Origin of the sequence: Legionella cincinnatiensis (assembly GCF_900452415.1) — a bacterium.
GTDB classification, from domain to species: Bacteria; Pseudomonadota; Gammaproteobacteria; order Legionellales; family Legionellaceae; genus Legionella; species Legionella cincinnatiensis.
The window spans coordinates 2373304-2388390 of sequence record NZ_UGNX01000001.1; the positions used below are offsets into that span (position 1 = coordinate 2373304).

A 15087-nucleotide genomic window follows, 5' to 3' on the forward strand; every position below is an offset into this window, starting at 1 on the left:
AGTGAGCATAGAAAAAAATTAAGAAAAGGACTATTTAAATTGCATCATTCGCTCCCCCTGATTACCACCATCGCGATGGGATTTGCTTTAGCATTAATCTTAGGCTTAATGGCTGCACGCCTTAAGATTTCTCCACTAGTTGGTTATTTATTAGCTGGTGTTGTTATTGGACCATTTACTCCTGGATTAATGGCAGACATCAGCATTGCCCAGGAGCTTGCCGAAATTGGAGTCATGCTGCTGATGTTTGGTGTAGGATTACATTTTTCATTGTCCGATTTGATGCGAGTTCGCAAAATTGCTATCCCTGGAGCGCTAGTTCAAATCATTGCAGCAACCTTACTTGGAGGTAGTGTTGCAATCCTATGGGGTTGGAATTATGGCAGTGCTCTAATTTTTGGACTTTCTCTATCCGTAGCCAGTACCGTTGTATTATTGAGGGCTCTTGAAGAACGAGGCGCACTTGAGTCGATTAATGGCCACATTGCTGTGGGCTGGCTTCTAGTCGAAGACTTGGCTATGGTTATTGTGCTGGTGTTACTCCCACCACTGACACATTGGCAGGGTGACAACTCCTCCGTTGGCGTTCATAACAAGCCTCTATGGTTTGTTTTTGGTCTAACACTCCTTAAGGTATCAACATTCATTGCGTTCATGCTCTTACTCGGCCGACGATATTTTCCTAAGTTACTTTGGCTTGTTGCACGAACCGGCTCACGTGAATTATTTACTTTATGTGTGATTACTGCAGCAATTAGCATTGCCTACGTGGCGTCTAAATTATTTGGCGTTTCATTTGCATTAGGCGCATTTTTTGCTGGTATGATCATGCGAGAGTCTTCGTTTAGCCATCGTGCTGCTGAAGAATCCTTGCCACTTAGAGATGCGTTTGCTGTATTGTTTTTTGTTTCAGTCGGTATGTTGTTTAATCCCACTGTTTTGGTTGAACAACCCTTACAAATTTTAATGGTGGTTGGTATTATCGTTATCGGCAAGTCAATTGCAGCATTTATACTAGTTCTTGCTTTTCGCTACCCATTACAATCCGCATTAATCGTATCAGCAAGTCTGGCACAAATTGGTGAATTTTCATTCATCCTTGCTGAGCTAGGGATTCGCTTAGGAATGCTTCCTGAAAAAGGTCAAAGTTTTATTCTGGCTGGTGCACTGATATCCATAGCGATTAACCCTCTTATATTTAAATTAATAAATCCTGTACATGCGTGGATAAAGTCTTACCCTCGATTACTTCATTTTTTTGAACACACTCATGATTCTTTGGCTGAATTACCGATATCCACAAAAGATGAGTATCTTGCAGGGCAAGTGGTTTTAGTGGGTTATGGACGTGTTGGGAAACACGTTGCTCACTTGCTCTCTGAAAAAAACATTCCTTATGTTGTAGTTGAGGAAAACAGAGAATTAATCGCAAGTCTTCGGGCTACCGGGTTACCTGCGGTGTACGGTGATGCATCCGAGCCTTCCGTGCTGATTCAAAGTCATATTGTTCACGCCAGTATGCTTATGATTGTTATATCAGATGCTGTCCACCTAAGAAAAATGATTCAATATGCTTATCAACTTAATTCAGAAATAGAAATTGTTGTCCGTACACATGATGAAGAAGAAGCTGCGTTATTACAGAAAGAAATTCCCGGCAAAGTATTTTTTGCTGAGGGAGAAATCGCTAAAAGTATGGGAGAATATGCCTTAAGACGATATGGAAAATCATGAATGATCGTGTTTAAAATCAGTTTTTGGAGGTATAGCAAGCATATCCACAGTACTAAGATGGAGAATTCGTTTTGCAACACTCCCCATAAGTAAGTAATGTAATCTCGATTTACTCTGTGTCCCAAATGCCAACAAATCAGCATTCCATTTTTGGGTTTGTCTAATAATACAATCAGCATAGTAGCCACCCATAATTTTTTTTTCGAACTTGCTTTTATCGACCTGGCATTGATTTAGAAAATCATCCAGTTTTTCAAAAATACTTTTTGTTTTAGGCTGTTTGGGGTCTACAAATTCTTCACTTATGTCGGTTGGATTGAAGAATTGTTGGTTATGAATATTAATGATATGTAACAACTGAAAAATAGCCTTGGGAAAACGGTTAAACGTAAATTGTACCGTCTCTTTGCTTGCTTCTGTAAGATCTGTTGCTATCACTATCCGATTGTAAGCAAAGTCAGGTTCTTTTTTTATCAGCAACACAGGAACATGACTTTGGCTAATAACGGAGCTAGAAGTGGTACCTAAAACGTACTCATTAATATAATAACGGCCATGGGCACCAACAACAATTAGTTCACAATGATTTTCATCAGAATATCGGACAATCTCCTCAGATGCTCTACCCCATACCACTGCCGCGTTGGTAAAGGGTTTATAGGTATTATCTTTTAATTTTTTTAAAATCTGCTCTTCGATTTCTTTTTTTTCAGACAGCAATTCCATATCTGAAGATGGCACTATACGACTTAATGGCGATGTTATGACATGGAGGAAATGAATCTTTGCCTGGTTTGACTTTGCTAAATCAATGGCTCGCTGCAAAGCCCAATCGGCATGTTTTGAGAAATCGCTGGCAATCAATAAATTTTTTAATATCATGGCTATCCCTAAATAAGAAAAACAGAGTCATCTTTCTTATCCTAACCAGTCCTTCACAATAGGAAGAATAAGAGCGTGACTATTCGATTGACTCAGTTTTTATCAATGTACTATCGGTTATTTAAATAACTAACCTGATTTGGTCATTTTCTTAAAAAATCACCTATTGACTAAGTAAATCCTATCACATCAAACTTATTTATTAAAGAATACGGAAAGTTGGGCTTAGCGATTCTTGGTGACTATTCGATAAATGATGTACAAACTATGTTAGAGGAGCATTATCACAATTGTTATGATTCTGGGTTGATTTTGCCAGAAGGCTGTTTGAAAAATTATTACAACTACTTTTCGATACAAACACCGCAGCTCAATTGGAGACTGCAGTATTTGAATAATTTTTGTGGGGGTCTCTCAGGAACAAGTCGCGGCACATAGTCGGGGAGATAAATTATCAACATGCGACTCTAAAACAAAAGCAATGAGGATAATTGTAAAAAAAACTTAATGCTAGCCATTTTTAATGATAGAGTCACCCACGAAACTAGTTTTAGGGAAAAATATGTTGTCATCATCTGTAAAAATGCCCAAAGGAATTATCCCTCTGTATTTAATACAGGCTTTTTCAACCTTTTCATACGCTATCTTTTATTCGTCATTGTCATTGTTTCTTACTAAACAGTTAGGTTTATCTAATACAGTATCCAATAGTATCGTTGGGTTATTCCTAGCTTTTAATTATGTATTACATTTACTCGGCGGTGTTATTGGTGGACGCTTTCTAAGCAACCGTGCGTTGTTTTTTATTAGTACAGCAATACAAACTATTGGTATCTTATTCGTAGCGCTTTTGCTGAAATCGGTTCTTTATATTGGCCTGAGTTTATTTTTAGTTGGATGTGGCTTAAATACTACAGCGTACAACAGCATGCTGACACAACGTTTTGCACCAGATGATCATCGAAGAGACAAAGCGTTTTTCTTAAGCTATGCTGCTATGAATGTTGGATTCTCAGCTGGTTATATCATCAGCGGATTTTTTGATTATTCGAACCAATATCAAAATTTATTCTACGCAAGCATTATTCCAAACGTAATTACGCTTATTTTAATGTGGTGCTATTGGCCAAGCTTGAATGATAGTAATACTCCATTGCTTAAAAGCAACCAAGCCACTATGAGTCTGAAAAAGGCAGCTGGCTGGATGCTGGTTTTATCACTAATTCCCTTTAATTTACTTTGCTTTCATATCTCTCAATTAAGCAACGGAGTTGTTGTGGGCCTCAGCACTATCATGTTTTTTGTTATTTTGTACCTAGGCTTTAAGCAAAAAACACTACAAGATAAACAAAAGATCATGACGTTTCTGATTTTGACAGTCACATCCATTCTATTCTGGATGATTTACTTTACCGGACCAATGGGGATCACCTTATTCATCAAAAATAATGTTGATCGACACATTTTTCATTATGAAATGGCGACACAATGGATTTTAAATATCAATGCCGTCATTATTATTATTGGTGCTCCACTCTTATCAATGTTATTGACAAACCTTCAGGAAAAAGGATACAAGATTTCAGTTAGCACACAATTTATCTGGGCCTTTATAATACTTGCCCTCTCTTTCTTCCTCTTATCTAGCGGCATTCTTTCAGCCGATAGTTATGGATACAGTAACATCTATTGGGTGATTTTCCATATTATCACACAAAGTATCGCTGAATTACTTATCGGGCCTGTAGGCTATGCAATGATCGGCAGAATTTCTCCACCACAATTACAAGGTGTGCTCATGGGCACCTGGATGATGGCATCAGGCGTTTCTGCATCACTATCCCATTACTTTTCCAACGCCATGAATAAAACCGATTCAATCGACCCAATCATATCTAATCATGATTATTTGCATGTATTTAATCAATTAGGTATTTGGGCACTGGTGGGTGCTTTTTTTCTATATCTGATTGCAAGAAAAATTACGCCAATTATTGACCAAGAGAATAATTCGGCTGCGTCCGCAAAAATTACGACAACATAAATAAATATGCACCCAATTTATAATTAGCTACAAAAAAAGAGTTTTGTTATTTGGTTTAATTCCTGGATAACATTATAAATCGAATTATTGACACATTAGCTTCCAGTAGCTTACGAATTTAACGCAGAGCATGTTTTAGTCATTGATTAATCAGCTTTTGAAAATGGAACTCTTTACATTCAGAAGTTATCCTATATAAATTGATTTAAAAATACAAATAAAAGGAATGTATTATGCAAACTAAATTACATTTAGAAATTGTTAATAATCTAAAAACATTGAAAATTAATGAAGATTGCATCCAGCGTATCATGGATGCAGTGGATAAAATGCCCGGGAAAGAGCATGTAAAAGGAGCACTAAAATTTCTGACCGAAATTACTTCTCAAAAAAGCAGACGTGAAAGTTATTATCAATATTCACATTACTTTGCAGAATACTTCTGCACTATATCAAATCTAGGCCTTTTTGCTGTAGCCTATTATTATGGAGATTATGCGACTCTCGCTGCCGCTACATTTTCTGCATTGAGTCATGCTATTCCATTACAAAGATTACATGATCTTGATCTGCTCGGCGTTTTTATCATTTTTGGAAAAGCAATTAGCCAATATAAAATAATCATGGAAAGACCAGAGGTGCTTGCTTGGGGAACGGCGGCCTTAGGAGTCAATATTATGGATACACTAATTACACGAAAGCACCTAGATAAAATTGGTCCAGCAATACATGTAGTCTGGCATTTAGCCGCAGCTTTTGCACTATATAAGTTTAATCAAGCTCAAGTTGAAATCGCAGAAAATGAACTTCAAAATGTTCTAGAAGCTATTCCCACACACCAAATTCCCGGTTTTCTTCAAAGCTCGTATGAAGTAATATCTGACTATATTTACAATTTTTCAATTCAGACTAATTGTGTCCTTCAATAGGTTACTCCAATACCCTGCTATTTAAAAGCTAAGGAAATAATTAACGTTTAAATACCAGGGGTAAATTCTTTCTCCCACATTACTTACAATGATTGATTGGCAATAAATTTTTTTGATATAGGACAGAATTTATTACTTAGTGAATTCAAAAAGCTGATCTTAATTAATCAGCTTTTCAACTTCATTTTATGAATTTAAAGTTAACCACCACATACTTTTTGATAAGTTTCGGTTGGAACTTGACATTTTGCTGGCAACGCTTTTATTGATTTACAAATGGTTGCTTTAGCTTCTTCAGCACTATCAAAAGTCCAGCCTGGTTGTTGAATATAAACGCCACGAAATAGCTTGCTAAAATCGCCAGTGGTATTTGCTAAATTAATACTACTATTGCCTTCACTAATGTTATTTGCATAATTTTCAATAGTACTTTTTTGATCATCAAATAATACAATACATTCGTTTTTCGCATCCGACATACCACCTTTAGTACCAGAATTATCTGGTGAGCGTACATAATCTTCGTAATAGAATTCAGCAATTGATTCTAACCCTTCATGCTTATAAGGCCAGCTAGTGCAAGAATGACTAAAGTTTTCTTTGCAACCACCACTGTATTGAAATAAAGTGTCACGGTTGACATCCCCAGGATGTTCCATTGTTTCTTCACCCTCTCCAATAATATCAATTAAATCAGTAGATTGGTGGTAAGTATTATAAGCAGCATACACAAAATCATAATAGCGATCGCCAGTGTCAGGATGTAAAGCCTCTAAGCTTTTGCCACGCTCTGAAACGCCATTATAAATAGCATTCATCGACACTTGTGCAGTGTCTTTATTTTCACCAGTATTAATTCCAACGCCATATCCTAATTGTGCGCAAATTTTTGTGGCTTCGAGTGATCCTGGTTCCGTTAAAGTCCCATCAATATCAAACACACAGACACCGACAGGAGGCAATAGTGTGTACTCCATAGCGCAGGCTTGGTAGCTGCCCCCTAATAATGCAGTTACTAATAAAATTTTTAGTTTTTTCATTATCATAGAATATAAATCCACCCCAATGTTACTCATCTTAGGTGTAAAATAATACATCAACTGTACAAAATTTGCCAGATCTCTCCGAAATTGTAGGAGACAAACCTTTTAATATAATGACTGTAACATAGCCCCTTCATAAGGACGAATCATTTCATTATTATGTAATTGTTGGATTAAGTTTGGATTTGCGATAAAAGGCCTGCCAATTCCAAGTAAATCAAAGTCATTGTTTTCAATTTGATCTTGCCCTTCTTTGAAATCGTAGCTTCCACAAGCAATTAGCGTCCCTTTGTAATGCGAACGTATAAAACTTGTCATAGTTTGACTATTCAACTCTTCGAAGGTCGTTTTATCATTAAAATTGCCGGTATGAACGTAGGCAATTGGAACGAGATTAAGTTGTTCTAATAAATATTTGAATACAAGAGCATCACGGTTATCGCCAATAATCTCATTAAGATACGCTCCTGGTGAAAGTCGAATGCCTACTCGTTCATAACCAATAGCCTCACCACAGGCTTTAACTACTTCTAAGGCAAAACGCGCCATATTTTCAGGAGTCTCCCCGTAAGCATCTCTCCGATGATTTGTGTGGTAATGTAAAAACTGATCGATGAGATAACCATTGGCTCCGTGAATCTCAACGCCATCAAAACACGCTGTGATTGCATTTTTGGCGGCAATTGCATAACTATTAATAATGTCTTTTATTTCATTTAATGTAGCTGCACGCGACGCTCCATAGTTTAAGCCCTCAGCTCGCGTCACTCTGCCTGTCATTAGTGTTTCTGAGGCGGAAATAGGTAATTGACCATTTAAAAAATGAGGGTGCGACACTCTACCCAGATGCCAAATTTGTGAAAAAATATGGCCTGAGTTTGCATGGACTGAATCTGTTATATGGCGCCAACCTTCGATGTGTTCGCGCGTGAAAATACCTGGAACATTACTATATCCTTTTGCGTCAGCACGAATAATGGTCCCTTCGGTGATAATTAATCCTGCGTCGGCCCTTCGTGTATAATAATCTTTCATCAATGAGGTTGGGCTAAGATCATCATTAGCCATATTACGCGTCATTGGAGCCATTACAATGCGATTTTTTAATCGGATTTCTTTATTTAATTGGAATGGCGATAAAAGTAAATCAAGATTCATAACAGCCTCCTTTAAGTAAATCTATATATCGCAAATTTTCGATTAATAGCTGTAAAAAATTTTATAGTGCGTTTTTCAATTGATCCATGAAGTCACTAATAAAGGGTTTATTGAGCTTATAGTAAGTCCATTGACCTCGGCGTTCCATTATAATCAGTCCAGCCTGCTGAAGCTGCAAAAGATATTGGGAGACTGTGGATTGTGATAAACCTATTTTTTGCTCAATTAAACCCACGCAAACACCATCAGTGCTTACATCACAATGCGATGAAGTGAAGTGTTTGCTTGGCTCTTTTAGCCATTCAAGGATTTGTAAGCGATTCTTATTAGAGAGCGCTTTTAAAACAATTAATCGATTCATGTAGATCAGTATATCGGAATTTTCCGATATATCAAATTGTTTTTACAGGACTCATGAAAAATACTCATCTGCCTTATCAAAAAAAGCAATACCCAGGACTTGCAAAATTGTAGCGCATTTTAAAGAACATGTTGGACAATAATTACTCACACAAGCAACATCTATTTTTATACGGGGTTTGACAGAATATAAACAGACTTATCCACAGAAAATGTGCATAACTAACGATAAGGTATTTTATCGACTAAATGAAAAAACCCATATAGAACAAGGCGCCTACTAATTCGATGTTTGAAGAAGGGGTGTTTGGTGTAATAAATATCCACAGGAAAAAATGCGGGAAAAGGAAATAATTGCTTGGCTATTTTAAACAAATCAAAATTAAAAAAACAGACTTGACTTCGACTATTTTCTATTAAAACTGCCTATACGGCAATAAACAAAAGGTGAGCATTCAGTGCATCAGACATGAATGGCTACAATATCCCCTATTATGTACAAAGCCTAGTCTCAAAAGAGCTAGGAAATTCTTGCTGTTGAATAAGGTTTGAAATATGTTGATGATCCAGAAATAACGTTTTGTTAATGAAATCTTGATGCAAATCATTTCGGGAAAACTGAACAAATTGCATTTCCAGTAAATTAAAAAGAAACTCAGTTGTGAAATTATCTGAACGCTCCATCTTCAAAAGAATATTTTGGAGCGCTTGTTCTATTTCATCGCGATGCTCTTCAGAACAATAAGGAAAAAATCCTATAGTTGTTGTAATCACACTGCTTCCATGCTTAGCAATTCCCCCAATTTGACTAAGAATTCTACGTAAATCAAGAATCTGTTCGTTTATTTTCCATTTAATCCCTAAGCTTCCATTCGCATTTAATAATATGGATTCAATTTCCAACTTAACGAGAGGATTATTTTGTATTTGATTAACAATAGATTGATCAACAGAGTCTGTAACTAAAGAGGCATGGCTATCGTAGGTGATAAAACGGTGAATATCTATAGTTTCACTCTCAATTTTTAATATTTTTCTCAAAAGAGCAGGTGTTAAATGAGTAAAAATTTCCTCTAGATTCATGCTGTTGAGAAGCAATGCTTTACACTGATTAATTTTCTCAATTTCTTCTGGCGCTGGTTGATATTGGATTAACTTTACATATAAGTAAGATCGAACAAGGCAGTTATCCCAGCTGCTTTTATCATAAGAATCAATAACTCTCATTGCAGTTATTGTAGTATGAGGATTATCAATTACAGCAAACGAAGTGGGTTTTATTGGTTCATTGGATTCACAAATGAACTCCTTTTTCTCCTCACTTGGAATAGCTTTGGAAAAATAGGTGAGTAATTCTTTTTGGAAGTTACGAATAAATTGGCCTATAGGCGTAGTCACATCATGAAAGATGACGAGCGTTTCGCCAAAAGAACCAAGCACTTTATTCGCTCTATTTAAACGCACCATGTCCTCATTAATAGGGGCAGTTTTCAGGAGTATATTCTCTAGCTTTCTATTCGTCTGGGAGGCAAAAAAAGTGTTATTGCTCGTTTTTAACAGTGCTCGCATAATTCGTCCATTCCAATACAGAGGATTCTTCTTAACGCTCTCTTAATGATCATTATTTATACTACTAGTAATATTATTTTTTTCATAGCGATTTATACTATGGTAACAATTTCTTTTGGCCAAGCACTATTACTTTTAATGAATAAGTACAAAGATACTCCACTCACCTGCAATAATTTGAAACAATTTTATATCCAAGGCATAGTTTCACCAACAGAGCTCAATTACATTCAACAATTATTTGACGAAAGTGGCTTAACAAAAGAATACGAAATTTCTTACAGTGAGAAAGAGATCGATGAAGATCCTTCCCGGCGCTATTTTGAGACCCATTTGGCATTTGAAACGTTATTAAATTCCTTGGGTAAAATAAACATAGAAGATCTTGCAAAATATTATCAAGCACTCTACAACACCTTGCCTGAAGTAATTAAAAATAAATATAATCATTTTATAGAAGGTAAAATTTCTTCAAAAGAGGATAGTTTTGCTACGGAATATATGGATGCACTACAAAAAGTGCAAGACCACGAAAATTACCAAAGATTATTACCAGAGCAAAAAGAAAAAGTACTATTAATACTAAAAACCTCTTGGTTAGGTGTATTACATGCTAAGAATCCACAAGTCCCTCTTAATCTTTATGGTACTGGATTTTTCTCGGAAGCAAATAGAGGAAGGATCGTTAAAGAAAAACCAGGCTTACCTACTGAAAAGTCACCTTACTACTCCAATCATTTTGGGCTGATGAAAACCTACATGCCAGTACCTCGAAATGATATCGCCTATGCAGAGAGTGGTTTCACGTTCCTAAAGCCCTCCGATCAAAATACGTTTAATCCAGAATCAGCGTGGTCTAAACAGAATTTTTCAAAATTAGTTCATCCTTTTTCCTGCTCCATATCAGGCACTACATTATGTCAATTACGTGTCATGAAAAAATTACAGGAGGACGAGGGACAATTACCCTTTAATTCGCAAGAAAAATTTTCTACTTTTTTAAAATGTTTTATGTCGAGTTTATTATTTAACAGTGGTGGTCATTGTTTCAATGAGTTTTTAAGTGTATTGGAAATACCCCAAATCAAAAAAGAATTTAGCTTTATTGATGGGTTTGAGCAAATCAATGCGACAACTTTATTGTTCCATGGAAATGAAGAAGCTTTTGATAAAGCTCTAAAAGATACCCTAGAGTACACTCAAGTGTTATTGGCAAAAAAAGAAATGCATCACGAACTGAAGGCTCAATTTGGATTTTAAATTGAGTTCAATTAATGTTCATTTGATCTAATAATATTTTGGATTTGCTTTCAGGAAGATTAGATAGTAAAGATTATATGATAACTCGTTTACTGACACCCTGCTGAAAACTCCCGATTAAATGCGTAACTATCCCATCCATTATTTGTGTTCATATTCTCTTAATTATTTATTGATAGAATCACGTCACTTTTGATCTGAAAATGAGGTTTTTATGATTACTGAAGAAGAAGTGCTTAGTCAACAAGAAAATACTATTGCCCTTCCAGCAAGAAAAAAAAAGAAAACAGTTTCTTGGAATGACAACCAAAGTGAAGGGAAAATTAGTGAACAACACCTTAAAGTTGGTCCGAGTGCTACTCCATCTAAAAAAACGCTAGATACTCAAATGAAACAACTAGTGGAGAAAGAGGGATATTCCGAACTTGAAGCTGCTGCGTTTACTGGAAAACCCCAGACTCTCAGTGGCGAAGTAATTCTTACGGAGCCAACTTTTTATATTTCTCCGGAAGAGATACAGAAACAAGTTGCTGAAAAAAAAGAACTTAAAAGTGCGAATGCCAACCAAGAAAAAAGTATTAAAAATAGTTTTTTCAGACCCAAGATGATTCACATTGGAATGCCTAACCCAGATGCGCAAGAAAAAAACATGAAGGATAAAAATGAAGAAAAAAGAACTATCCAAGGGCATGAAAATACTTTCTTTGGTACCCGACGTCCACTTATTATTGGAGCAACATCTATAGATACTTCTGTAATTATGGCTTTAGCTAATTTCAATTATTAATTTATCAAGAGATGACTTACTTCATATTGCTATGATAATTAGGTACGACCATTTTGTAAGTAATGAGTCATCAAGTTAACCGTCACATCGCGGCGGTTAATTATTAAAATTAACTTTGTTTCTTTGCTTATGCAAGATCAATCTCCTCAAACAAATAATACGGTCAAACCACGTCTTTCTCAAAATTGACTAAAATTAGAATAGAACGAACAAAATAAAGGCTATCTTATGTTGCAACTAATTTATATTAGCTCAGCAACTAAAGTGTTTACCAGTCAAGAACTCAGAATGCTATTGAACCAGTCAAGAGCTCGTAATTTAAAACAGGATATTACTAGCCTCTTGATTTATTCTGGGCATTCCTTTATGCAGTTATTAGAGGGAAGTGAGATAGATGTGAGGGACGTTTATGCATCTATACTTAATGATCCTAGAAATATGGGCAACTTTATAGTTCTTGAACAGCATGTAGAGCAGAGACTGCTCTTAAATTGGCAAATGCAACTCCGTAAATTAGAACTTAATTTATTTAGTGATTTGTATGGATTATGCTTAAACAATAAAGCCGATTTCATTCAAAAATTGATAGATTTAGCGAATGATACACACCCATATGGTAAAGAATTCAATCCCAACAATCTTCCTTTTTTTAAAGAAAAAGAGGTGATAGAAACACCCTTTAAAGATGATTTTTTTAGATTTTCAACAGAAGTTGGCGCTGATGAAGTCTTTTTAATGAGGGATGATTCTAGCATTGTCTATGTCAATCACTCTGCATGTCAAAAACTTGGTTATACCAATAAGGAATTAATTGGTATGTATGTTTGGGAGTGGGACCCTCTTTTTCCAAAAGAAAGTTGGCCTGGCTTTTGGGAGGAATTCCTCAAAAAAAGACGACTTCATTTTGAGACCAAACATAAAAAAAAATCTGGAGAAATATTTCCAGTTGAAATTCATGCTCATTTGTATACGCATGATGGGAATGATTACGCCTTGGCATTTGTTAATGATATCAGTCAAAGAAAACAAATCGAAGCTGAGCTATTAACTCACAAAATGCAATTAGAAAAAATTATTGAATCAAGAAATGAGAAATTAAAAAAATTAATTAGTAAATTATCTTTGCATAAAAGAATATTGGATACCCATTGCAGTGTGGCCATAACAAATGCCGATGGCACTATAACATATGTGAACAACAAATTTTGTGAGCTATCTGGTTATTCGAAAGATGAACTTCTTGGGGCCAATCATAGAATTCTTATGTCTGATTATCACGATAGAATATTTTATAAAAATATGTATCAAACTATAACCATGGGAAGTATTTGGAAAGGTATTTTTTGTAATAAAGCGAAAGACGGCCACTTATATTGGATTGATATCAGTATCATTCCCAAACTGGATAAGACTGGGAAGCCTTTTGAATACTATTCCGTATGCACTGACATTACTGCTAGAAAACTCATAGAATTAACTTTGGAAAATAAGGAAAAACAGGTCAGAACCATTTTGGAATTAGCTGGAGATGGTATCCATATTCTTGATAAGAATGGCTTTGTTATAGAATGTAGCGAATCATTTGCTAAATCTTTAGGATATACGAAAGAGGAGGTACTAAAGTTGAACGTGCTGGACTGGGACGCAAAAATTCCTAAAGAAAAAATGCACAATATTCTTAAGCATTTATTACATTCTGTTGAAGTATTTGAAACCAAACATAAACGGCAAAATGGTTCTGTTTTTGATGTTGAAATTAATGCAAAAGGAATTGTTCTTGATGGACAGCATTATATCTATGCTTCTTCTAGAGATATCACTGAACGACTAAAAGCTCAAAGAAGAATTGCAAAAATGGCTAATTTCGATCAGTTAACTGGATTAGCGAATAGGCATAAATTATTAGAAGCTTTCGAAAATTACATGCAAATCGCGCGAAGAGATCAAAAAAAATTAATACTCATTTTAGCGGATATGGATAGTTTCAAACATATTAATGATACCTACGGCCATTTAGCTGGCGATGCAGCATTAAAACATGTAGCTGGAAAATTGAAAAAAAAATGTCGACCGTATGATATAGCAGCGAGAATTGGAGGAGATGAATTTGCAGTTCTTATATTTAACGCTGAATTATCAGTGGGTATCCAATATATAGAACAGGTATGTTCAAAAATAAAAAATACATTCTTAATTCAGGATAATCCCCTTTTGTTAAGCTTAAGTATAGGTGTTGCGATGTTTCCGGATCACGCTCAGTCAATAGACGAATTATTTAGAAAGGCAGATTTAGCACTTTATCAATCCAAAAAAGATAGTAGAGTGAGGTATTGTGTGTACGGAGATTATGCCTCTAACCCGAATAATTGGTTTTATTAAGATAACGTAGGCTGGGCTATACACTACTTCTACTTGCAAACACCTTATGTCTAAGTCAGCCAACCTTTTAAAATCGGTGCGATTGTTATTCTTCCTGCTCATTTTGCCTCTTTTAGCTCTAACTCAAAGCGATGGAATTTAATAAAAGATACGTGCTCAAGGTAAATTAAGTATTATTAATCAATAAGTTAATTCATATTTTTTCAACATGCCTGTCTCCTACCTAAGTTTATAGTTTAGAGTGTTAATTGCTCCTTTCAGTGTAGAATGATTGTCCCGCATTATAATGATTATTATATTGACACATTATAAATGTATTGATACCTTTGGTGAAAATTTTAACCTTTAACTTTAAATGGAGTTACCAATGCAAGAAAAAAAAGAAAATCTAACTCAATCACAAGAGCTTTCCATGAAGCGCAGTAATAGTATGTCTAAAATCATGGAATCTCTTTCTAAAGAAACACAAACTAATTCTAATGATCAATATGAAACAATCTCCAAAATCAATGATTCTCTTTCAAAGGAAGAGATAAAAGAAAATTCAAAGGAAGAGATTCAAATTAATCCCATGGCATTGATAAATAATGCGCCAAAAATGATGGAAGAGATGGAAAAGCAACTCAAGGAAATTGAGGGCGATAAAGAAATTGATGAGCTAGAAAAAGGCTTTAAAATGATGGGAGTGGGTTTAGTCGGAGTTTTAGGATTACTTGCTAACAGCGCTAAAGATAATAAAGATCAAGAAAATAATACTGAAAAATTAGAGTGCAGAATATTTTAACCTAGAAAAAGCAGTTGACCTCGTAGCGAAAAGTTCGACTCCACTGCTACCCCCCCATAAAAATCAGCGAATTACGGTGATTTCCCGAACACCACAAAAGTGTGGTGGGGGGATTTTGAGGGGTACAACAACCAAAATATTAAAAACTAATTACCGTC

The 15087-nt window shown here is 35.5% G+C and carries 12 protein-coding genes; 7 read left to right on the forward strand and 5 right to left on the reverse strand.

What is annotated here, in order from left to right; all coding sequences use genetic code 11:
• The first annotated feature begins 39 nt into the window (after window positions 1-39).
• Window positions 40-1734 carry a cation:proton antiporter domain-containing protein gene (locus DYH34_RS10640; RefSeq protein WP_058465259.1) on the forward strand — a complete coding sequence of 565 codons (1695 nt, stop codon included), beginning with the start codon at window positions 40-42 and terminating at the stop codon, window positions 1732-1734.
• Here the strand turns inward: DYH34_RS10640 and DYH34_RS10645 are convergent.
• Entirely contained in the window at window positions 1729-2616 is an 888-nt protein-coding gene (locus DYH34_RS10645; protein ID WP_058465260.1) for a universal stress protein, read from the reverse strand. The two genes, DYH34_RS10640 and DYH34_RS10645, sit on opposite strands and share 6 nt — an antisense overlap.
• A gap of 562 nt (window positions 2617-3178) precedes the next feature.
• Between DYH34_RS10645 and DYH34_RS10650 the strand changes: the two genes are divergently transcribed.
• On the forward strand, window positions 3179-4660 hold the full coding sequence (locus tag DYH34_RS10650) for a peptide MFS transporter (protein ID WP_058465261.1): 1482 nt from the start codon (window positions 3179-3181) through the stop codon (window positions 4658-4660).
• Between the two features lie 233 nt (window positions 4661-4893).
• On the forward strand, window positions 4894-5589 hold the full coding sequence (locus DYH34_RS10655) for a hypothetical protein (protein ID WP_058465262.1): 696 nt from the start codon (window positions 4894-4896) through the stop codon (window positions 5587-5589).
• Between the two features lie 200 nt (window positions 5590-5789).
• Here DYH34_RS10655 and DYH34_RS10660 read toward each other — a convergent pair whose 3' ends face one another.
• The 4 genes from DYH34_RS10660 to DYH34_RS10675 form a co-directional block, all read right to left on the reverse strand.
• Complete coding sequence (locus DYH34_RS10660) at window positions 5790-6635, reverse strand: hypothetical protein (RefSeq protein ID WP_115342603.1); 846 nt, start codon at window positions 6633-6635, stop codon at window positions 5790-5792.
• Window positions 6636-6737: 102 nt separating this feature from the next.
• Window positions 6738-7790: an alkene reductase gene (locus DYH34_RS10665; RefSeq protein ID WP_058465264.1), complete on the reverse strand. Its 1053-nt coding sequence runs from the start codon at window positions 7788-7790 to the stop codon at window positions 6738-6740.
• Between the two features lie 61 nt (window positions 7791-7851).
• Entirely contained in the window at window positions 7852-8151 is a 300-nt protein-coding gene (locus DYH34_RS10670) for an ArsR/SmtB family transcription factor (RefSeq protein WP_058465265.1), read from the reverse strand.
• 491 nt (window positions 8152-8642) lie between these two features.
• Window positions 8643-9719, reverse strand: a complete 1077-nt coding sequence (locus tag DYH34_RS10675) for a hypothetical protein (protein WP_058465266.1) — start codon at window positions 9717-9719, stop codon at window positions 8643-8645.
• 99 nt (window positions 9720-9818) lie between these two features.
• On the opposite strand from DYH34_RS10675, the gene DYH34_RS10680 reads away from it, so the two are divergent.
• From DYH34_RS10680 to DYH34_RS10695, 4 genes are all read left to right on the forward strand, one after another.
• Window positions 9819-10979, forward strand: coding sequence for a hypothetical protein (locus DYH34_RS10680; protein WP_131775165.1), 1161 nt, complete (start codon window positions 9819-9821; stop codon window positions 10977-10979).
• Between the two features lie 214 nt (window positions 10980-11193).
• On the forward strand, window positions 11194-11766 hold the full coding sequence (locus tag DYH34_RS10685; RefSeq protein ID WP_058465268.1) for a hypothetical protein: 573 nt from the start codon (window positions 11194-11196) through the stop codon (window positions 11764-11766).
• Window positions 11767-11994: 228 nt separating this feature from the next.
• Window positions 11995-14145 (forward strand): PAS domain S-box protein, encoded by a 2151-nt coding sequence (locus tag DYH34_RS10690; protein ID WP_058465269.1) that lies wholly within the window; start codon window positions 11995-11997, stop codon window positions 14143-14145.
• A gap of 367 nt (window positions 14146-14512) precedes the next feature.
• Complete coding sequence (locus DYH34_RS10695; RefSeq protein WP_058465270.1) at window positions 14513-14929, forward strand: hypothetical protein; 417 nt, start codon at window positions 14513-14515, stop codon at window positions 14927-14929.
• Window positions 14930-15087 lie beyond the last annotated feature (158 nt).